Origin of the sequence: Flavobacterium sp. C3NV, from assembly GCF_046825355.2 — a bacterium.
Lineage (GTDB): Bacteria > Bacteroidota > Bacteroidia > Flavobacteriales > Flavobacteriaceae > Flavobacterium.
The window spans coordinates 24,671-47,050 of record NZ_JBKQBJ020000020.1 but is presented as its reverse complement, the minus strand read 5'-3'; the positions used below and the strand labels follow the sequence as shown (position 1 = coordinate 47,050).

Annotated in this window: 10 protein-coding genes; 8 read left to right on the top strand and 2 right to left on the bottom strand. The window is 36.5% G+C overall.

Annotated elements, in window-relative coordinates:
- Window positions 1–9: 9 nt before the first annotated feature.
- The 8 genes from ACIDC4_RS22315 (at window position 10) to ACIDC4_RS22280 (ending at window position 17,400) form a co-directional block, all read left to right on the top strand.
- Window positions 10–1,242: an SGNH/GDSL hydrolase family protein gene (locus ACIDC4_RS22315; RefSeq protein WP_412045049.1), complete on the top strand. Its 1,233-nt coding sequence runs from the start codon at window positions 10–12 to the stop codon at window positions 1,240–1,242.
- A 77-nt stretch (window positions 1,243–1,319) separates the two neighbouring features.
- Window positions 1,320–3,011, top strand: coding sequence for a sialate O-acetylesterase (locus ACIDC4_RS22310; protein WP_412045050.1), 1,692 nt, complete (start codon window positions 1,320–1,322; stop codon window positions 3,009–3,011).
- A 363-nt stretch (window positions 3,012–3,374) separates the two neighbouring features.
- Window positions 3,375–5,900, top strand: coding sequence for a glycosyl hydrolase 115 family protein (locus ACIDC4_RS22305; RefSeq protein WP_412045051.1), 2,526 nt, complete (start codon window positions 3,375–3,377; stop codon window positions 5,898–5,900).
- Between the two features lie 56 nt (window positions 5,901–5,956).
- On the top strand, window positions 5,957–8,419 hold the full coding sequence (locus ACIDC4_RS22300; RefSeq protein WP_412045052.1) for a glycoside hydrolase family 95 protein: 2,463 nt from the start codon (window positions 5,957–5,959) through the stop codon (window positions 8,417–8,419).
- Between the two features lie 4 nt (window positions 8,420–8,423).
- Window positions 8,424–10,721 carry a glycoside hydrolase family 127 protein gene (locus ACIDC4_RS22295; protein WP_412045053.1) on the top strand — a complete coding sequence of 766 codons (2,298 nt, stop codon included), beginning with the start codon at window positions 8,424–8,426 and terminating at the stop codon, window positions 10,719–10,721.
- Window positions 10,722–10,724: 3 nt separating this feature from the next.
- Entirely contained in the window at window positions 10,725–12,308 is a 1,584-nt protein-coding gene (locus tag ACIDC4_RS22290; protein ID WP_412045054.1) for a glycoside hydrolase family 43 protein, read from the top strand.
- 345 nt (window positions 12,309–12,653) lie between these two features.
- Complete coding sequence (xyl3A, locus tag ACIDC4_RS22285; RefSeq protein ID WP_412045055.1) at window positions 12,654–15,248, top strand: xylan 1,4-beta-xylosidase; 2,595 nt, start codon at window positions 12,654–12,656, stop codon at window positions 15,246–15,248.
- A gap of 208 nt (window positions 15,249–15,456) precedes the next feature.
- Window positions 15,457–17,400: a glycoside hydrolase family 97 protein gene (locus ACIDC4_RS22280; RefSeq protein WP_412045056.1), complete on the top strand. Its 1,944-nt coding sequence runs from the start codon at window positions 15,457–15,459 to the stop codon at window positions 17,398–17,400.
- Between the two features lie 108 nt (window positions 17,401–17,508).
- Here the strand turns inward: ACIDC4_RS22280 and ACIDC4_RS22275 are convergent, their stop codons facing one another.
- Window positions 17,509–19,002, bottom strand: a complete 1,494-nt coding sequence (locus ACIDC4_RS22275) for a RagB/SusD family nutrient uptake outer membrane protein (protein ID WP_412045057.1) — start codon at window positions 19,000–19,002, stop codon at window positions 17,509–17,511.
- Between the two features lie 13 nt (window positions 19,003–19,015).
- A complete protein-coding gene (locus tag ACIDC4_RS22270; protein ID WP_488381165.1) occupies window positions 19,016–22,024 on the bottom strand; it encodes a SusC/RagA family TonB-linked outer membrane protein in 3,009 nt (1,002 codons plus the stop codon).
- Window positions 22,025–22,380 lie beyond the last annotated feature (356 nt).

Genomic DNA, 22,380 nt, shown 5'->3' with positions numbered 1-22,380 from the left:
AAACAAAATATGAAAAAGGAACATTTTAAATGGTTGTTGTTTTTACAACTCTTCTTTTTGGTTTGTCAGTCCAATCAGTCATCTGTGATGGCTCAGGGCAAATCAAAAACCGAGAATTGGGTAGGAACCTGGGCTTGCGCGCAAATGCTGGTTGAACCCAACAATATGCCACCCGCTCCGGGGCTTTCAGAAAATACGCTTCGACAAATTATCAGGGTTTCTATTGGAGGAAAACGTATGAGATTACGTTTTTCTAATATATTCAGCGATCAGCCAACGGTTTTAAAATCGGTTAGTGTGGCCAATGTTGTCAATGCGCCAATGATTGATCCCAAAACTCAAAAAGAACTTCGTTTTAATGGAAATTCGGGTATAACAATAAATCCTGAACAGGAAGTTTTTTCAGATGCTTTTGATTTTGAATTACAACCCGGACAGCTTTTGGCGATTACCATTCATTACGGAAATACTTCGCAAAAAACATCCGGACATCCCGGTTCAAGAACTACTTCTTATATTCTTCAGGGCGATCAAATTCAAAATGCAGCTTTTGATGGTGGCATAAAAACAGATCATTGGTATTCGATTATGGGATTGGATGTTGTGGCTGATAAATGGGCTGCGAATATCGTTTGTTTGGGAAATTCCATTACAGACGGTCGCGGATCAGGAACCAACAAACAAAATCGATGGACAGATATTTTATCTGCACGATTATCAGCCAATAAAAAAACAGAAAAAATTGGCGTTTTGAATTTAGGAATTGGAGGGAATTGTGTCGTCAAAGGCGGATTAGGGCCAACAGCCCTGGATCGTTTTGAAAGAGATGTGCTTTCGCAAAAAGGTACAAAATGGCTCGTAATTCTGGAAGGAATTAACGACATTGGAGGAATTAAAAATCCGGAAGATGCGCCAATAAAAGCGCAGGAACTTATTGAAGCTTATAAGGTCATGATCGACAAAGCACATACAAAAGGAATTAAAGTCTACGGCTGTACCATTTTGCCCTTTGCCAAATCATTTTATGATGCTCCTCACAAACAAGAAGCAAGAGATATTGTAAACGCATGGATCAGAACTAGTAAAGCTTTTGATGCCGTAATTGATTTTGATAAAGTAATGGTTGCAGAAGAAGGTTCTAAAACGATTTTATCCAACCTGCACGACGGTGATTTTTTGCATCCAAACGAAGCAGGTTATGCTAAAATGGGAGAAACAGTAGATCTCAATTTATTTAAATAATTGCCTTTTTTTTCAATTGCTTACCAATTTCAATCCCGAATTTAAATGTTTTTTTGACAATAAAATACAGCTAAAAAATGAAATCAATACTTAGGTTTTTCGCATTTACGGTTCTTTTTTCAATAGCACAAAAAGGGTATTCTCAAGATCCTAATTTTCATGTTTATCTGAGTTTTGGTCAGTCAAATATGGAAGGATACGCCAAAATAGAACCGCAGGATAAATTGGGTGTCGATGATCGGTTTCAGGTTTTACAGGCAGTCACTTGTCCTGAACTGAAGCGTGAAAAAGGAAATTGGTATACTGCCATACCTCCTTTATGCCGTTGCAGTACCGGACTAACGCCAGTGGATTATTTTGGACGAAATCTGGTAGCCAATCTCCCAAAAAATATAAAAGTGGGCGTAATCAATGTAGCGGTTGGCGGGTGTAAAATTGAACTTTTTGACAAAGATAAAACAGCAGAATATGTAGCAACAGCGCCAGACTGGATGAAAGGCATTCTAAAAGAATACGACGAAAATCCATATGCAAGATTGGTTGAATTGGCAAAAATAGCGCAGAAAAAAGGAGTTATTAAAGGCATTTTATTACATCAGGGAGAATCGAATACCGGTGATACGCTTTGGCCGAAAAAAGTAAAAATCGTTTATGATAATTTGATAAAAGATTTAAATCTGGATCCGAAAAAAGTACCATTACTTTCGGGTGAAACCGTAAATGAAGACCAGAACGGTAAATGTGGCAGCATGAATAAAATTATTGCGACACTTCCAAAAACGATTCCCAACTCGTATATCATTTCATCAAAAGGATGTACAGCAGAACCTGATTTTTTACATTTTAATGCAGCAGGTTACAGAGATTTAGCAAGACGTTATGCTGATAAAATGCTTTCGTTATTGGGATATAAATTCTATGACGGAAAATCACCTTTTATAGTGCATGCGCCACTTGGTTTTGATCAGTTCAATGTTTCTATTCCGGCAGGAAAAATAGAAACGATCTCTTATGAATCCAAAACAGTTGGATCTACAAGAAAAGCAACTATTTACACACCTCCTGGATTTAATAAAAAGAAAAAATATCCTGTATTATATCTTTTACACGGAATAGGAGGTGATGAAAAAGAATGGCTAAACGGAGGGAATCCGCAAATTATATTGGATAATCTTTACGCAGAAGGAAAAATTGAACCCATGATTGTGGTGATGCCAAACGGCAGGGCAATAAAAGAGGATAGCGCAACAGGCAATATAATGGCACCTGACAAAGTACAGGCTTTTGCTGATTTCGAAAAAGATTTATTAAACGACCTTATTCCGTTTATCGAAAAAAAATACCCAGTTCTGAAAGACAGAGAACACCGTGCCATCGCAGGATTGTCAATGGGCGGAGGACAATCTTTAAATTTCGGATTAGGGAATTTAGACAAATTTGCCTGGGTTGGCGCTTTCTCGGCAGCTCCAAATACTAAAATGCCCGAGGAATTACTTCCCAATCCCGAAGAGGCAAAAAAGAAATTAAAACTGCTTTGGATTTCCTGTGGAGATAACGACTGGCTTATCGAAAACAGTAAGCGAACACATGATTATTTATACAAAAATGATGTGCCGCACATCTACTATATTGAGCCCGGAGTACATGATTTTAAAGTATGGAAAAACGGTTTGTATCTATTTTCGCAATTTTTATTTAAGCCTGTCGATCAATCCAATTTTGCAGCTTATACTATTTTGGGCAATACAGAGAAAACAAATCCGCAATAAATCTCTCGCAATTTGATAGCTATCAGGAACGAAGTTGTGAAGTTTTTTTGTTTCACGCAGATTTGGCAGATTACAAAACTGAATAAATAATTTATGCAGATTTGTAATAAAATTCTAATCAATTTAAATCTGCTTAATCTGCCAAATCTGCGTGAAAAATTAATTTTAAAACTTGGGTTAAAAAAAATAATCTCTCCAAGATATTTTTTGTTACTCCATTAGGAGTTAAATATTGGTAGCAGAAGAATAAAATCTACCAGAAAAAATATCCCGTAGGGATTAAACTTTTTAGAGTTAGCTTATTTATTCAATTGTTAAACGGGCAACTTAAATTAATTGATTTTGATTAATAAATAAAATACAATGAATACATTTTCAAAATATAGCCTCACACTTCTTATTGTTTTTAGTTGTACTTTTTTAAAAGCGCAGTCGTTTATTACAACTCAAAAAGGAGACAATGTTGTGATACTAAAAGAGAAATCTTCACCCTTATCCTTTCTTGTCAGTAACGGAACTGATGCCGGTATTTTGCGTGCAATCACTAATTTACAAGTTGATTTTGAAAAAGTTACGGGAGAAAGACCAGTAATCTTAAATCAGAAACCAAACTCATCATCGCCACTAATTATTATTGGAACAATTGGAACCAATTCGGTTATTGATGATTTAGTTAAATCAAAAAAAATAGACGGAAAAGAACTCAAAGGCAAAAATGAAAAATTTAGTATTGCAAACATAAAAAATCCATTTAGCGGAGTAGAAGAAGCTATTGTGATTGCCGGAAGTGACAAACGCGGAACGATTTACGGCATTTACGAATTATCCAAACAAATTGGCGTTTCGCCTTGGTATTACTGGGCTGATGTTCCTGTAGAGAAAAAAGAGAATCTTTATTTTGTAAAAGGAAATTATACCGATGGCGAACCTGCTGTAAAATACAGAGGCATTTTTATCAATGATGAAGCTCCTGCATTAAGCGGTTGGTCGAAAGCCACATTTGGCGGATTTAACAGCAAGTTTTACGAAAAAGTTTTTGAATTACTGCTTCGGCTAAAGGCTAACTATATCTGGCCGGCAATGTGGGGTAGTGCTTTTTATGATGATGATCCGGCCAGTGGCCCTCTTGCCAACGAAATGGGAATTGTAATGGGAACTTCCCACCACGAACCAATGGCTTTGGCACAGACAGACTGGCATCGATATATTAAAAAAAATAATCTGCCTAATGTTTGGGATTATAATAAAAATAAAACCATTCTGGATGAATTCTGGAAAAGCGGTATTGAGCGCAGTAAAAACTGGGAAAAGCTCGTCACCGTAGGAATGCGCGGAGATGGCGATGAAGCCATGAGCGAAGGAACCAACATCGCTTTGCTGGAAAATATCGTAAAAGAACAACGCAAAATTATTGCTGAGGTAGCGCAAAAAAAAGCCGAAAAAATACCTCAGGTTTGGGCTTTATACAAAGAAGTACAGGATTACTACGATCAGGGAATGCGTGTTCCTGATGATGTTACGCTGCTGTTTTGTGATGACAACTGGGGAAATGTACGTAAACTCCCTGACCTCACCAAGCCGCTCCATAAAGGAGGCTACGGCATGTATTATCACTTTGATTATGTTGGAGGTCCAAGAAACTCAAAATGGATCAATATAAGTCCCATACAAAGAGTTTGGGAGCAGATGAACCTCACTTATTCGCACGGGGTTGATAAAATCTGGATTGTAAATGTAGGGGATCTTAAACCAATGGAATTTCCTATCAGTTTCTTTTTAGACATGGCATGGAATCCTAAGAAATTCAATTCTCAAAATCTTTTTGAATTTACAGAGAAATGGGCAACGGACCAATTCGGAACAAAACACGCCAAAGAGATTGCAAGATTATTAAATACGTATCCAAAATTCAACCGAAGAGTAACGCCCGAAATGCTCGACAGCAAAACCTACAGTCTGGAAAATTACAATGAATTTGAAACGGTGGTAAATGACTATAGAAATTTGGCATTGGATGCTTATCGAATTTATAATGAGATTCCAAAAGAATATCAGGATGCTTATTTTCAGTTGGTTTTGTACCCAATAGATGCCTGCAGCAACCTTTATGAAATGTATTTTGCACAAGCCAATAATAAAAAACTGGCAGCTGAAAAAAATATTTTGGCGAACGCTTTTGCAGATCAGGTTAAAATTAATTTTGAAAGGGATTCTATTCTTCAAAATAAATACAACAATGAAATTTCGGGTGGAAAATGGACGCATATTATGGATCAGATGCGAATTGGATATAAGGCGTGGCATGATACTCCAAAAAACATTTTGCCGGAACTCAGTTATGTTTCTGAAAAAGATCAGGTTAAAAGAAAAGTATTCGCAGAAAAAGATGGTTATGTTTCTATGGAGGCCGAAGATTTTTCTAAAGTAAATAATTCAAGCAACATTCATTGGGAAGTGATTCCTGATTTTGGAAAAACAAAAAGTGGGATTACGACATTTCCACAAAATAAGTATCCTGCTCAAAATGAGAATATTTTTGTCGAGTACGAAATTGATTTTCTCTCAACAGGAGAATTTAATGTAGAACTGCTTCTGGCTCCAACGCTTAATTTTAATAGTAATAAAGGCCTCCGTTATGAAGTTTCTTTTGATGGGGAAAAACCACAGCTTGTAAATTTTAATGGAAAATATCGCGGAGAATTAGGAAAATGGCAGGCAGAGCATTTAATTCACTCCAATACTAAACATACTATTTCGAAACCCGGAAAACATACAATGCGTTTTCGTGTTTTAGATCCCGGAATTGTACTGGAGAAAATTATAATCAATACCGGGGGATTAAAACCTTCGTATTTGGGACCGCCCGAAAGTGACAGGATTACAGATTAAAATTCAATAACAACAGCCCTTTTTTATAGCACTTGAAATCATACGACCCATTATTTATGAAAACATATTTAATTCCCATATTGCTGTTTTTAGGAATTTCATTATCTGCTCAGCAGACAAATGATTTAAAGCTTTGGTATAAAAGTAGTGCAGGAGCAGTTTGGGAAAATGCCCTGCCCATTGGCAATGGGTTTCAGGGCGCTATGGTTTTTGGAAATGTTGAGAAAGAAGTTTTTCAATTGAATGAAGCAACCGTCTGGAGCGGAAGCCCGAATCGAAATGACAATCCGAATGCAAAACAAGCTTTGAGTGAAATAAGAAAACTTCTGTTTGAAAAGGAATATAAAAAAGCCGAAAAGTTAATAAACGAAAATATCATTACTAAAAAATCTCACGGGCAAATCTTTCAGCCTGTGGGGAATTTAGAATTGAGTTTTTCAAATCAGCAAGATTTTACAGATTATTACCGTGAACTGGATATTGAAAATGCCGTTGCAAAAACCACTTATAAAGTAGACGGAATTACGTATATCAGAGAAGCATTTACCTCATTTCCGGACCGCGTTTTGGTGATTAAACTTTCGGCCGATAAACCCGGGAACGTTTCATTTTCAGCAGCTTTTTCTTCGGAACATAAAAAACAGGAAATAATCGTTAGCGGCAATAATGAACTTTTGCTTTTGTGTACCACAAGCGATCACGAAGGAGTAGAAGGAAAAGTAAAATTTAATGCCACAGCAAAATTTAAAATTCAGGGTGGAAATATAAAATCAGCTGGTAATTCGCTACAAATAGAAGGTGCCGATTCTGTTTTGATTTATGTTTCGATTGCCACCAATTTTAAAAATTATAACGATATCAGTGGTAATGAAAACGAACTCGCAACCTCTTTTATGAATAAGGCATTTGGTAAGTCTTATGATAAAATGAAGGAAGCTCACATCGCTTTTTATCAAAAATATTTTAGAAGAGTTCAGCTTGACTTAGGCGATACCGATGCATCAAAATTGCCTACAGACGAAAGACTGGCCAATTTCAGAAAGGTTTCAGATCCTTCTTTTGTGACCTTGTATTATCAATACGGACGTTATTTGTTGATTTCTTCCTCACAGCCAGGAGGGCAGGCGGCCAATCTTCAGGGTATTTGGAACAAAAGTATGGCACCGGCCTGGGATAGTAAATATACGATCAACATTAATACCGAGATGAATTACTGGCCGGCTGAAAAAACGAATTTATCTGAAATGCATGAGCCGCTTTTAAAAATGATTCAGGAATTAGCCCAAACCGGAAAAGAAACGGCTAAAGTAATGTACGGTGCCCGCGGTTGGATGGCGCATCATAATACAGATATTTGGAGAATTAACGGAGCCGTTGATGGCGCCAAATGGGGAGTGTGGAACGCAGGCGGCGGCTGGCTGAGTCAGCATTTATGGGAACATTATTTGTTTACGGGTGATAAAAAATATCTGGAATCGGTATATGAAACACTAAAAGGAGCTGCTGATTTTTATGCTGACTTTTTAGTAAAAGATCCTGCAAACGGCTGGCTGGTCGTGGCACCCGGAAATTCGCCTGAAAATGCTCCGGCGGCACATCAGGGTTCTGCAGTAACCGCGGGCTCAACGATGGACAATCAAATTGTATTTGATGTTTTTAGCTCGGTTATAAAAGCATCAGAAGTATTGGGTAAAAACAAGCAATATTCAGACAGTTTAAAAACATTAAGAAATATGCTGCCGCCTATGCAAATTGGCCAATACAATCAGCTTCAGGAATGGCTGGATGATGTGGATGATCCCAAAGACAATCACCGTCATATTTCACATTTATATGGGTTGTATCCTTCTAATCAGATTTCGGCTTACAGAACTCCCGAGCTTTTTGCGGCAGCAAAGAATACTTTGCTTCAAAGAGGCGATATTTCTACAGGCTGGAGCATGGGCTGGAAGGTGAACTGGTGGGCAAAAATGCAGGACGGAAACCACGCTTACAGTTTGATTCAGAATCAGCTCACACCGCTTGGTGTAAACAAAGAAGGAGGAGGAACTTACAACAATCTTTTTGATGCACATCCGCCTTTTCAAATTGATGGCAATTTTGGATGCACTTCCGGAATAACCGAAATGTTGATGCAAAGTTCTGATGATGCAATTCATTTGCTTCCCGCTTTGCCGGATGCCTTAAAAGAATATGGCGAAATTTCAGGAATAAAAGCACATGGAGGTTTTGAAATCAAGAACTTGAAATGGAAAAACGGAAAATTAATTGCCGTTACAATTCAGTCCAATCTTGGCGGAAATTTGAGATTAAGAACGCCAAATGAAATCAGAACAAAAGAGAATAAAAATTTAAAAATAGCGTCAGGAATTAATTCAAATGTTTTTTACCAAACTGTAGAGGTCAAAAAGCCGCTTATTGCAGCAAAATCGACTATAAAACCATTGGATATTACCCCAACTTATTTGTATGATATAAAGACTGAAAAAGGTAAAAGCTACAGTTTCTTAATTAAATAATACTATGAAAAATCTTATTGGAAAATATAAAATCTTCTGTTGCTTGTTCGGATTGTGGATCACATCTTCTGCAACAGCACAAATGCAATTATTTGATTTAAAAGAAGTAAGGCTAAAAGAAGGTCCGTTTAAGAATGCTCAGGATGTCGATCTTAAATATATTTTAGCACTCAATCCAGACCGTCTTTTAGCGCCGTATCTCATCGCCTCTGGAATTCCTGTAAAAGCAGATCGATACGGCAATTGGGAAAGCATAGGACTTGACGGACATATTGCCGGACATTATCTTTCGGCATTGGCGATGATGTATGCTTCTACCGGAAATATGGAAGTTAAAAACCGACTGGATTATATGATCTCAGAACTGGAAAAATGCCAGCAAAAAAACGGCAATGGTTATGTGGGCGGAATTCCGCAGGGAAAAGTTTTTTGGGACCGCATTCATAACGGAGATATCGACGGAAGCAATTTTGGGTTGAACAATACCTGGGTGCCGCTATACAATATTCATAAACTTTTTGCCGGTTTAATCGATACGTATCATTATACAGGAAATGAAAAAGCAAAAGAGGTTGTAATAAAACTGGGCGATTGGTTTATCGAATTAATTCGTCCACTTTCTGAGGAACAGATTCAAAATATTTTAAAGACAGAACACGGTGGCATAAACGAATCTTTTGCTGATTTGTATAGTATTACGAAAGACAAAAAATATCTGGAAACAGCCAAAAAAGTTTCGCACTTAGCAATCTTAAATCCGTTGGAGAAAAAAGAAGATAAGTTAACAGGATTGCATGCCAATACGCAAATACCAAAAGTAATTGGTTTTGAGAAAATCGGTGTACTTTCCGGCAATAAAGAATGGACAGATGCTGCGCAGTTCTTTTGGGAAAACGTTACCCAAAAACGCAGCGTAGCTTTTGGTGGAAATAGTTTTGCAGAACATTTTAATCCAACCGAAGATTTTAGCGGCATGCTAAAATCAAATCAGGGGCCGGAAACCTGCAATTCCTATAATATGGAACGTTTGAGCAAAGCTTTATTTTTAGACCAAAACAAGGTAAGTTATCTTGATTTTTACGAACGCACACTTTACAATCATATTCTTTCGAGCCAACATCCTGAAAAAGGCGGTTTTGTTTATTTTACTCCCATCAGACCCAATCATTATCGTGTGTATTCGCAGCCGGAAACCAGTATGTGGTGTTGTGTGGGTTCAGGGCTCGAAAATCATTCTAAATATGGAGAATTAATTTACAGCCATTCTGATAATGATGTTTTTGTAAATCTCTTTATTCCGTCTGTTTTAGATTGGAAAGAAAAGGATATTTACATCGAACAAAACACTAAATTTCCTTACCAAAATAGCACCAATTTTATTTTGAAACTAAAGAAAAGTAAAACATTTTCTATGAATATCCGTTGTCCGGAATGGGCTGAAAATTTTAAAATTTCAATTAATGGAAAAATTCAGAAATTAGAAGCAAAACCCTCTAGTTATGTAAAGCTTAACAGAAAATGGAAATCCGGAGATCAGATTTCTGTTAGCTTCAAAACTTCGACACATTTAGAGAATTTACCCGACGGTTCCAATTGGAGCGCTTTTGTAAACGGACCTATTGTATTGGCTGCCAAAACATCAAACAAAGATTTAGACGGGTTATTTGCTGATGACAGCCGAATGGGGCATGTTGCATCCGGTAAATATTATCCGTTGGATCAGACCTATGAAATCATAGGCGATAAAGCAGCTTATATCGCAAAACTAAAGGATTTAGGAAACTTGCACTTCCGTTTAGATTCGTTAGAATTACAGCCGTTTTTCGAAATTCATGACGCGCGTTATCAAATGTATTTTCAAAATTATACCAAAGAACAATATCAGGAAAAACATGCTTTGTTGAAACAGCAGGAAATTGAGGCATTGGCTTTGGAAGCTAAAACCATCGACAAAATTAATTGCGGCGAACAGCAGTCAGAAGTAGATCATCGTTATAAAGGTGAAAAAAGTGATTCTGGCTACGACGACACAAAAGCCTGGAGAATTACCAAATCGTATATTTCTTATCAGTTATTGAATAAAAACAAGTCTGGAAAATATTTGGATATCATTTGCGCAGCCGATTTTAAAACGGATAAAATCACGATTCTCATCAACGAAAAGCCAGCGCCGATTATTTCGTCAGCAAATAAAACCATCCGATTAAATGTCGAAAAGATCGAAGAGGTAAACATTACCATAAAATCTAATGACGGAAGCAATAGTCCAAAATTTCATCAATTCAGAATTTTAAAAGATTAAAAAATGATGCCAAATAAAATGAAAATTAGAAGAGTTGTTTTTAGTCTTTTTTTGCTTTTTACTTTGTGTAATTATGCACAAAACAAGGCACAAAATCCAGTTATTTTTGCTGATGTTCCTGATATGTCTATCATTCGTGTAAACGATATGTATTACATGAGCAGCACAACCATGCACATGAATCCGGGCGTTCCTATTATGAAGTCTAACGATTTAGTGAATTGGAAAATCGTTAATTATGCCTATCAAACATTAGAAGATGATAATGATAAACTAAATCTGAATAATGAAAAAAATGATTACGGAAGAGGTTCCTGGGCGAGCAGTCTGAATTATCATAATGGTATCTATTACGTGAGCACTTTTTCAGGAACAACTGGTAAAACCTATATTTTTTCTACGAAAAATATTGAAAAAGGACCTTGGAAAAGAACCGTTTTAAATGATTCGTATCACGATCATTCTATTTTTTTTGATGATAACGGAAAAGTGTACATGGTTTGGGGAGCGGGAAAATTGCAGATTGTCGAATTACAATCAGATTTATCTGCTGTAAAAGAAGAAACAAAAAAAGTATTGATTGAAAATGCCAGTGCGCCTGCAGGAAACAATATTATGCTGCAATCTGAAGGTTCACAGCTTTTTAAAATCAAAGGAAAATATTATCTTTTTAATATCGTCTGGCCAAAAGACGGAATGCGAACGGTAATTATACATAGGGCAGATAGTATTTCAGGACCTTGGGAAGGAAAAGTTGGTCTGCAGGATTTAGGAGTTGCACAAGGCGGACTTATTGATACGCCAGACGGAAAATGGTTTTCGTATTTGTTTAAAGATGCCGGCGGCGTAGGCCGTATTCCTTATTTGGTTCCGGTTGAATGGAAAGAGGGCTGGCCCATTTTAGGTAAAAATAATAAAGTACCAGAATATCTGGATTTACCGGAAAGCAAAGGTTTAATTCCGGGAATTGTAAACTCAGATGATTTTACAAGAAAAAAAAATGATCCTGATTTGCCTTTGATCTGGCAATGGAACCACAATCCTGATAACGCGCTGTGGTCTGTGAGGGAAAGAAATGGATATTTAAGATTGAAAACAGGCCGGAAAGACAGCAGTTTTGTCCAGGCTAAAAATACCCTTACACAAAGAACTTTTGGACCTGAATGTTCTGCATCTACGTTAGTAGAGGTTTCTAAAATGAAAGAAGGCGACTTTGCAGGACTTTCTTTATTGCAAAAAGAATATGGATTTATAGCGGTAAAGGTTGAAAATGGTGCGAAAAAAATAGTCATGCTTGATGCCGTTAAAGGGAATCCGCGTGAAGTTGAAAGCATTCCTTTAATCCATGATAAAATATATTTGAAAGCAGCATGTGATTTTAAAGATAAAGCAGATACCGGAAGATTTTTTTACAGTTTAGATGGTGAAAAATGGATCAGCATCGGAAACGCAATAAAACTGCCTTATACAATTCCTCATTTTATGGGATATCGATTTGGGTTGTTCAACTATGCAACTAAAAATATTGGCGGTTATGTAGATTTTGATTATTTCCATATTGAAGATCAAATTTCAAAAAATAATTAATTCCAGTTGCCAGATTAACAATTCAATAAATAAGTTGGCTCTAAAAAAGGTTCGTCCCTACGGGATATTTTTTCTGGTAGCAAAGCTCAAAAGTGCTGTTTGTCATTTCGACGGAGGAGAAATCTCCGCGAGAAGCTCGACAAAGATCGGATCCTCGTTGCGGAGTTACTTGTGGAGATTTCTCCTTCGTCGAAATGACATAAAATGAGAAAAAAATGCAAAAAGCTTAACTTAATGACAGTGCCCGTAGGTACTACACTTTATTAACTGGCACCTTGAATTAATTAGTTTACGATTTAACCAAAATAAAATACGCATTAATATATTAACTCAAATAGAATAATCATGAAAATTAGTTATTTGTTTATTATAAGTTTACTATCTTTTTTTAGTGTAAACGCGCAGCAATATGCTTACAAGAACCCCTCGCTTAGTTCAGCAGAGCGGGCAAAAGATTTAATTTCACGATTAACTCTTGAAGAAAAAGCAGTCTTAATGTGTGATCAAAGTGATGCCATACCCAGACTTGGAATCAAAAAATTTAACTGGTGGAGCGAAGCGCTGCATGGTTATGCCAATAATGACAATGTTACTGTTTTTCCGGAACCTATAGGTATGGCAGCCTCGTTTGATGATCAATTATTGTATCGTGTTTTTGATGCGGTATCAGATGAAGCGCGGGCAAAATATAATCAATGGATTAAAAATGGTAATGAAAACAAACGTTTTTTAAGCCTCTCGGTCTGGACACCTAATGTCAATATTTTCAGAGATCCGCGCTGGGGCCGTGGTCAGGAAACCTACGGAGAAGATCCTTATCTTACTTCGAGAATGGGAGTTTCAGTTGTAAAAGGACTACAAGGCCCGGCAGATGCCAAGTACCGTAAACTTTTAGCCTGCGCAAAACATTTTGCTGTTCACTCAGGACCAGAATGGAGCAGGCACGAATTGAATTTGAATAATGTAGATCATCGTGAATTGTACGAAACTTACCTTCCGGCATTTAAAGCACTCGTTCAGGATGCAGATGTGCGTCAGGTAATGTGCGCTTATCAACGCCTGGATGGCGAACCATGCTGCAGCAATACGAGATTATTGCAGCGTATTTTAAGAGATGACTGGGGATTTAAATACTTGGTCGTTTCAGATTGCGGCGCTGTAACTGACTTTTATACGACTCACAAAGTTTCGTCAGATGCGGTGCATGCGGCATCAAAAGCTGTCCTTGCAGGAACAGATGTCGAATGTGTCTGGGAGAAATATCCTTTTAAGGAATTACCGGCAGCTGTTGCTAAAGATCTCATAAAAGAAGAGGATATTGATAAGAGTCTGCTTCGTGTATTAGTGGGTCGTTTTGATTTGGGTGAAATGGATGATGATGCCATAGTGCCGTGGGCTCAAATTCCGACATCGGTTCTTAATAGCAAAGAGCATCAGCAGTTAGCACTTGAAATGGCTCAAAAGTCGATGACGCTTTTACAAAACAAAAACAATATTCTTCCTTTAAATAAATCAATAAATAAAATAGCAGTATTAGGGCCAAATGCTGACAATGAACCCATGTTGTGGGGGAATTATAATGGAACACCCGTTAGAACAATTACCATTAAAGATGGAATACAGTCAAAAATTCCGGAAAATAAAATCTTTTACGATAAAGCATGCGACTTAGTCGAGGATAAGGTAAATCAAAGTTATTTTGACCAAATTTCATTTGAAGGAAAAAAAGGAATGAAAGCAACGTATTGGAACAATCCAAATAGGGAAGGCAACAGTGTAATAACCCAGCAGATTTTAAATCCTATTAAAATGACTACTGCCGGTCAGCATGAATTTGCCTCAGGGGTTAAGCTGGAAGGCTTTTCAGCAAAATATGAAGCAGAGTTTTTAGCAAAAGCAAACGATACGCTTGTTTTTAAAACAGGAGCTACAGGTGTTTTTGAGTTATTGGTTGATGGAAAATCAATTGCAAAATATACCAATTGGCGTACTGTTCCGGGAAATATTTCATTTGTCGTTGAAGCGGGTAAAAAATATAAAATCGAAATCCTTTTTGCCCAGTCAAACAATTGGCAGGCTAATCTTGAATTTGATTTTGGAAAAGAATATGACATTGATTTCAGTTCTTTAATTCAAAAATTAAAAGGCATCGATACCGTAATTTTTGCAGGCGGGCTTTCTACCTTGCTTGAAGGAGAAGAAATGCCTGTTTCTTCCCCTGGATTTAAAGGTGGTGACCGTACTGATATTGAGCTTCCGGCGGTTCAGAGAAAGTTTTTAAAAGAACTTAAAGCAGCAGGAAAAAAAGTAATTTTTGTAAACTGCTCCGGCTCTGCAATTGCCCTGACACCTGAAACCGAAAGCTGTGACGCCATTTTGCAGGCATGGTATCCTGGTGAATCCGGAGGTCAGGCTGTTGCTGACGTTCTTTTTGGAGATTATAATCCTGCCGGAAAATTACCTGTTTCATTTTATAAAAATTCAGATAAATTAGGAGACTTTGAAGATTACTCGATGAAAGGACGTACTTATAGGTACACAACAGATGTTTTGTTTCCGTTTGGTTTTGGCTTAAGCTATTCTAAATTTACTATTGGTGAGGCAAAATTGAGTAAGACTACTATAAAACCAAACGAAAATATTCAGTTAAGTTTTCCTGTAAAAAATGTTAGTAAACGTGAAGGAACCGAGATTGTACAGGTGTATGTTAGAAAAGCAAAAGACACCGATGGGCCTTTGAAAACATTGAAAGCATTTAAAAGAATCAATTTAAAAGCAGGTGAAAAACAGCTTGTAGCGATAGATTTACCCGCTTCTTCATTTGAGTTTTATGATGCCAATACTATAGGGATGAAGGTAACATCTGGTTCGTATGAGGTGTATTATGGTAATAGCTCAGATGCTAAAGATTTAAAAATGATTACAGTAAGTATTCAATAAATCATTAGGTGGCAAAAGATAAATAATTAGCCATATTAGACTCTCATTGTACAAACTAATTATCGAAAAGCATTGATTCTGAATTTTATTTTAGAACTGAATCTTTTTCTCTAATTTAGTTCGCAGTCTGTTAAGTGAAAATTCTAATATGAAGTAAGTCTTTTTGCAGATAAAAATAAATTAATAAACCAATAACCAATAAGTAGTTATGAATTTTAAATATGCTCTATGTTTATTTCTTTTTAGTTTTTTGAAATTAAATGCACAATCAGTAGTAAAAAGCCCCGACGGAAAACTAATAGTAGTTTTGGCTGTCGAAAATAATGTGCCAGTATACAGTGTTTCGTATAACGGGAAAATTTTCCTAAAAAATTCTCCTCTTGGTTTAAAAACAAATGTTGGGGATTTTACCACAGGATTAATTTTACAGTCCAGTGCAGATCAAAAAAAGATTGATGAAACATATGAGCTTCCTAATATAAAACAAAGAAGCGTGCACTATACAGCTAATGAAGCTGTATTTTCTTTTACCAAAGAAGGAAAAGAAGCTATTGATATAATTTTTAGGGTGAGTAATAATAATGCAGCTTTTAAATATAAAGTTTATCCTCAAAAAGAAGCCCGTTCCTGTGTGGTGCAGGAAGAAGCATCCGGTTTTGTTTTACCGGAAGGTACTACTACATTTCTTTGTCCGCAAAGTAAACCTATGACAGGATTTGCCAGAACTGCGCCAAGTTATGAAACATCGTATACACTAGATGATTCGATGGGGAAAAACGGAATAGGAGAGGGGTATACATTTCCTTGTCTTTTTAAAGTAAATAATCAAGGATGGGTTTTACTATCAGAAACCGGTGTAGACAGCAATTATTGTGGCAGCAGATTAGTGGGTCACGATAAAGGATTGTATACGATAGGATTTCCAATGGAAGGAGAAAATAACGGAAACGGTACAACTGCTCCGGGCATACCATTAACTGGTGAAACGCCGTGGCGTACGATTACTGTTGGTGAAACTCTGGCTCCTGTTGTAGAAACTACTATCCCTTTTGATTTGGTTAAACCAAAATATAAAGCCTCAAAAGAATACCAATATACTAAAGGTTCATGGAGCTGGGTTATGAAAATGGATAACAACACTACTTTTCCGGTGCAAAAACAATATATAGATTTCAGTGCGGCGATGGGATATCAGACGATTTTAATTGATGCACTTTGGGATACCCAGATAGGAAAAGATAAAATAGCTGAACTGGCCCAATATGGAGCAGCAAAAGGTGTTGGTTTGTATTTATGGTACAACTCGAACGGATATTGGAATGACGCACCTCAGGGACCGCGAGGTATGATGGATAATGTCATAATGCGTCGTCAGGAAATGGCGTGGATGAAAAGTATTGGTGTAAAAGGAATTAAAGTAGATTTTTTTGGCGGAGATAAACAGGTGACCATGAAATTGTACGAAGAGATCCTGACAGATGCTAATGATTTTGGAATAATGGTCATTTTCCATGGTTGTACATTACCAAGGGGCTGGGAGCGTATGTATCCAAATTTTGCGTCTAGTGAGGCTGTTCTGGCAAGTGAAAATCTGCATTTTGGACAAAAAAGCTGTGATAACGAAGCTATGAATGCTTCGATACATCCTTTTATTCGAAATACAGTAGGAAGTATGGACTTTGGAGGAAGTGCCTTAAATGAGTTTTATAACAGTGACAATGTACCCAATAAAGGTTCAAAAAGAATGACTTCTGATGTATTTGCCCTGGCATCGGCAGTGCTTTTTCAAAGCGGCGTGCAGCATTTTGCTTTGGCACCAAACAATTTAACCGATGCTCCTGCCTGGGCTATAGACTTTATGAAAGAAGTACCGACTACTTGGGATGAAGTTCGTTTTTTAGAAGGATATCCTGGTAAATATGTAGTTCTTGCCCGCAGAAAAGGTGATAAATGGTATATAGCAGGAGTGAATGCGCAAAAAGAAATGGTAAAGGTAAAAATGAAGCTTTCAATGATTGGTTCTGGCGCGACATTAAAGTGTTATCTTGATGATAAACATTTAAGTGGAAAAGTAAAAACAATAAAGCTTAATGGGAGTAATGAAATTGAAGTAGAAATTCCTTGTAACGGAGGAATGCTGCTCTTGAATTAATTCTAAATATACCGTAGCAGAAGTTTAATATAATGAAAAACAGCGCATTCTCATGCGCTGTTTGACCAAAATTACTAACTTAACTTAAACTACCAAATTTTTAATTTCTTAATAACCAGGATTATTATTGCTTGGTTTTATATTAGGATTTGAAGATGTTTCCCTGTTTGGTATTGGCCATAACTCACTTTTACCAGCCTGAAAACCTGTGCCAGCCAATTCTGTAGCGGCAGTACCCCATCTTATAATATCATCAAAACGGCTTTGCTCACCTGCAAACTCTACTTTACGTTCGTGAACAATTGCTGCGAAAACAGCATCTTTTGTTGGCGCAATAGTAGTGGTTAAACCTGCGCGGTCCCTTACTTCTTTAATGTATGCTATAGCAGCCGTTTGAGAACCACCTGCTCTTTGGTTTTCGCATTCTGCTTTCATAAGCAATACATCTGAGTAGCGCATCACTTTGAAGTTAATACTTGAGCGTGTCGCTTCATCTTCTCTTTCGTAATAGTTTTGATATTTTTTCCAGCCCGCTCTTCTAATACCTGCAGAGGTAGTAAAATTACTTGCCAGCATTACCTTGGTTCCTTTCAAATAGGTTGAGCCTGGTACATAAAAAGTATCTCCAAAACGGTTATCTCCTGCTTCATACGAATCTAACAAATCGTCTGACGGATACACATTGTACCAGCTTAGGTTTCCATATTCCTGTCCTCTAAGTGTAGACTCTTCAAAACCAGTTCCCTCGCTATCACCAACAGCTCCCCATTGATCACCTGTTCCATTTTTCTCGTCAAACTCAATCTCAAAAATCGATTCTTTACCGTGTTCTGTCTCTACCATAAAGTTGTTGTAAAAACTGCCTTTATCCTCCAGACTGAATCCTGTAACATTATTCAATGCAACCAACGCTTCATCGTATTTTTTTTCGTATAACAATACTTTTCCCAGATAGGCATAAGCTGCTTCTTTATTTACTCTTCCTGGTACTTCTGTTGCTCTTGGTAAAAGATTTTTAGACGCAAATACAAGATCTTCTTCGATCAGGGCATAAACTTCTGCCTTAGGACTTCTGGCATTGCCAATAATAGTCCCTGTTTTGTAAATTGGTAAATCTCCAAATCGTTTTACTAACAGAAAATAATAATAGGCTCTTAAAAAATGAGCTTCTCCTAAATATTTGTTCTTTTTCTCTTGTGAAAAATCCGAACTTGGAAGAGCATTTATTTTCGCCTCATTATCCAGTACAAAATTAGCTCTGGATATCCCTTTATAACAGGATTCCCAATAATATTGAATAATATCATTTCCTGCATTAAAAGAAAAATCCTGAAAAGGTTTTTTGTTTCCTTCTAACTGGGGGTTTCCTAAAGCATCCTGAGCCATAAGATCCATCGCAAAAGAAAAATTTCTGCCATAAAGCCCTCTTGTCTGCAGATTTGCATAAGATGCATTTACAGATGACTGCACCTGTGCTTCATTTATAAAGAAGGTTTCTGGTGATAAAGTGTTGGGATTAGTTAATTCTAATTCACCAGAGTCACATGAAGTTATAGTTAAAACTCCTGTCAGAACTATAAGTATATATTTTATTTTTCTCATTTTCTTTTATATATTAAAATGTAACATCAAGTCCAAAAATCACAGATTTTGGCTGTGGATATCTTCCTAAATCAATACCTGCAGAATTTGCATTGGCGTCTGCACGTGCGATCTCAGGATCTAAACCGTTATATTTTGTAATTGTAATTAAGTTTTGCCCGCTTACATAGAATCTTATTTTTGAAAAATAAGCCTTAAATGCATCTCCGGAAAATGTGTATCCAACGGCTATATTTTTTAGTCTTGTATACGATCCATCTTCAATATAACGCTGATTTGCAGAAGACCAGTTGATATCTGCACCTTGAGCTCTTGGTAAAGTAGCAGATGGATTTGTGACAACGCCATTTACGACAGTTGCTCTGTCTAATACATCGGTACTTGCATTAAATAAACGATTCATTCCTTTTAGGTCAAAAGTATTTGCATTGAAAATATCATTCCCTTGAACTCCTGATATAAAGCAGTTAAAATCGAAATTTTTGTAAGCTGCAGTAAGGTTTAAACCGTAAGTAAAATCCGGATATGGATTCCCGATATTTGTTTTGTCATCTGAATTAATTATTTTATTGCCATCGCGGTCAACAATTTTAATATCACCTGGTTTTATATTAGTCTGACCTTGTCCGAAAACAGCATCTACTTCTGCCTGATTTTGATAGATTCCATTGGTTTGATATCCATAAAAATAGAATAACGGCTGACCTACTTCCAGTCTTGAGAAATTTTCTAAACCAGCTCTGGCTGCCGGACCACCTAACACACTAGTTACTCCTGGCGCTAAACCGGTTACTTCGTTTTTACTTGTTCCTAAATTAGCTACAGCAGACCATGTAAAATCTCCTTTTCGGTCATTATAACCTAATGATATTTCAAATCCGCTTACTTTCACATCGGCAACATTTTGAATCTGAGTTCCTCCACCGGCAGATCCTACAGATGCAGGTAACGGCACAGCAAAAAGAATATCACTGCTTTTATTATTAAAATATTCAAAAGATCCGGTAAATTTATCTTCAAACAAACCAAAATCCAAACCTATATTTCTATCTGTTTTAGACTCCCATTTCAAGTTAGGATTAGAAGCAACTCCCATAGAAACACCTTGTGCATTCCCACCATTAATTGGATAATTATAAGTCGTAAGTAATGTAGCGGCGTACTGATAATTGTCTATTCTGTCATTTCCTGTCGTACCGGTACTGGCTCTAAGTTTTAATGTGCTGAAAATAGAATTTTCCATAAAACTTTCTTTAGCAATATTCCACCCTAAGGCAACTGAGTAGAAGTTACCCCAGCGGTTATTAGCTCCAAAACGAGATGAAGCATCTCTACGTCCTGAAACGGCAAGTATGTATTTATCATTATAATCATAATTGATACGGGCGATATAACCAATATTTTTTTCTACATAATTGGCTGAACCTAAACTACCTTCATTATATCTTAACTGATCAATTTCATCCGAAATACTGTAACGGCTTCCTGCTGCTAAAGTTTGCGATTTTCCATCAATTTTAGTAATAACTCCTAATACTTCAAGATTATGTTTTCCTGCAATAGTAGTTTTATAGGTTAAGCTGTTATCAAAAACAATAGTCTGACCTTGTCCATTTGTTTCATTTGTTGTAGAAAATGCTTGTTTATGATAAGAACCATCCTGAAAACTAGGAACAAAAGTATGATCCTTGTTTGTATAATAATCTAAGGAAACTTGTGATCTGAATTTTAACCCTTTGTAAATTTCTAATTCAGCGTAGATATTTCCTATTAAGGATAAATTATTAATTTTTTGATATCCTAAATTTGCTACACGTACCGGATTCTCGGCATCATTACCGTCAATAGCACTAGGCCCTTGATACCCGCCTAAATTTGCATCATTGTAAATAGGGAAATAAGGTGCCATTTTTATAGCGTGTTCCAATAATGTTCTTCCTCCTGAACTACGCTCTGGATTGATTGTACTAAAAGACACACCAATATTGCTTCCTACTTTAAGTTTCCCAATATCCTGTGTATTATTAGCTCTAAAAGAATAGCGTTCAAAACCTGTATTGATAACAGCTCCTTCCTGTTTTAAATATTCGGCTGAATAACGGCTTGTAGATGTCTCTGTACCATTTGAGAAACTCAAATTGTAATCCTGCATCAAACCACTTTGAAAAATTTGGTCTTGCCAATTGGTGTTTATATTTCCAAATTCAGCCGCTCTTGCTGTTAAATCACTTCCTAAATCTTTAGCGTATTGTAGATATTGCTGTGTATTTAATACATCATATCTTTTAGTAATGGTCTGAGATCCTATATAAGTACTAAAATTTAGCTGGCCAGGGCCTTTTTTTCCTTTTTTAGTTGTTACCATAATTACTCCGTTGAAAGCTTTTGAACCATATAAAGCCGTTGTAGAAGCATCTTTTAAAACAGACATTGACTCTATGTCATTAGGGCTTAATCCGGATAAATTACTTGTCAAAACACCATCAATTACATACAAAGGAGCACTGTTTCCCATCGTAGCCAAACCACGAATGGTAACTGTAGGATTAGAACCCGGTGCGCCATTTACAACAGTAACACCCGCAGCACGGCCCTGTAAAGCTGATTCTGCATTAGTGATAGGCACTGCGGCAATATCTTTTGCACCTACTGTTGAAATTGCTCCGGTTACTTTTGTTCTCTTTTGAGTTCCGTAACCTACAATAACCTCATTTAAGTTTTGGGTGGATAGTGCCAATACAACATCAATTGTAGTTCTGGTACCAGGAGTTATGGTTTGCGAAATCAATCCTACATAAGAATATGTTATTTTGTCTGTAGGGTTAACTCCCTTTAAGGAGTATTTACCATCAAAATCTGTTGAGGCACTATTTTTTGTGCCTTCCACATTAACGCTGGCACCTGGCAAAGGAAACCCTGAAGGATCAGTAATCACCCCCTGTATCGTCTTTGATTGTGCCATTACATTCTGACTGCTAATTATTAGCAATGCAATTATTGCAAATTTCAATTTTAACATCATTTTAATTGGTTTTTTGATTAGTCTAAATAGTTGTTTGGTTGTAAAGTTTAATTATTGTAACAATCATGATTTAAGTTTATTGGCTGTTTTTTATTTTTAAATTTTAGAAACACTACTAAGAAGAGTTGTCTAATTTTAATTGAAAAAAAGAGCGCTTTTAAATGCATAATTTTTGTTTTCATTCCATATTAAAGATTGTGTTTAAGTTGTTAGTAAAAGTTTTTTTGTTAGATCCAAAAGTATGATGTTAACATAAAATTCACATACTAAATATGATGCAAAAATTATAAATTTTGTAGCATAAAGTTTATGAAAATAGGTTATTCGGTGTTTTTGTGCTTGTTTTAAATTAAAAA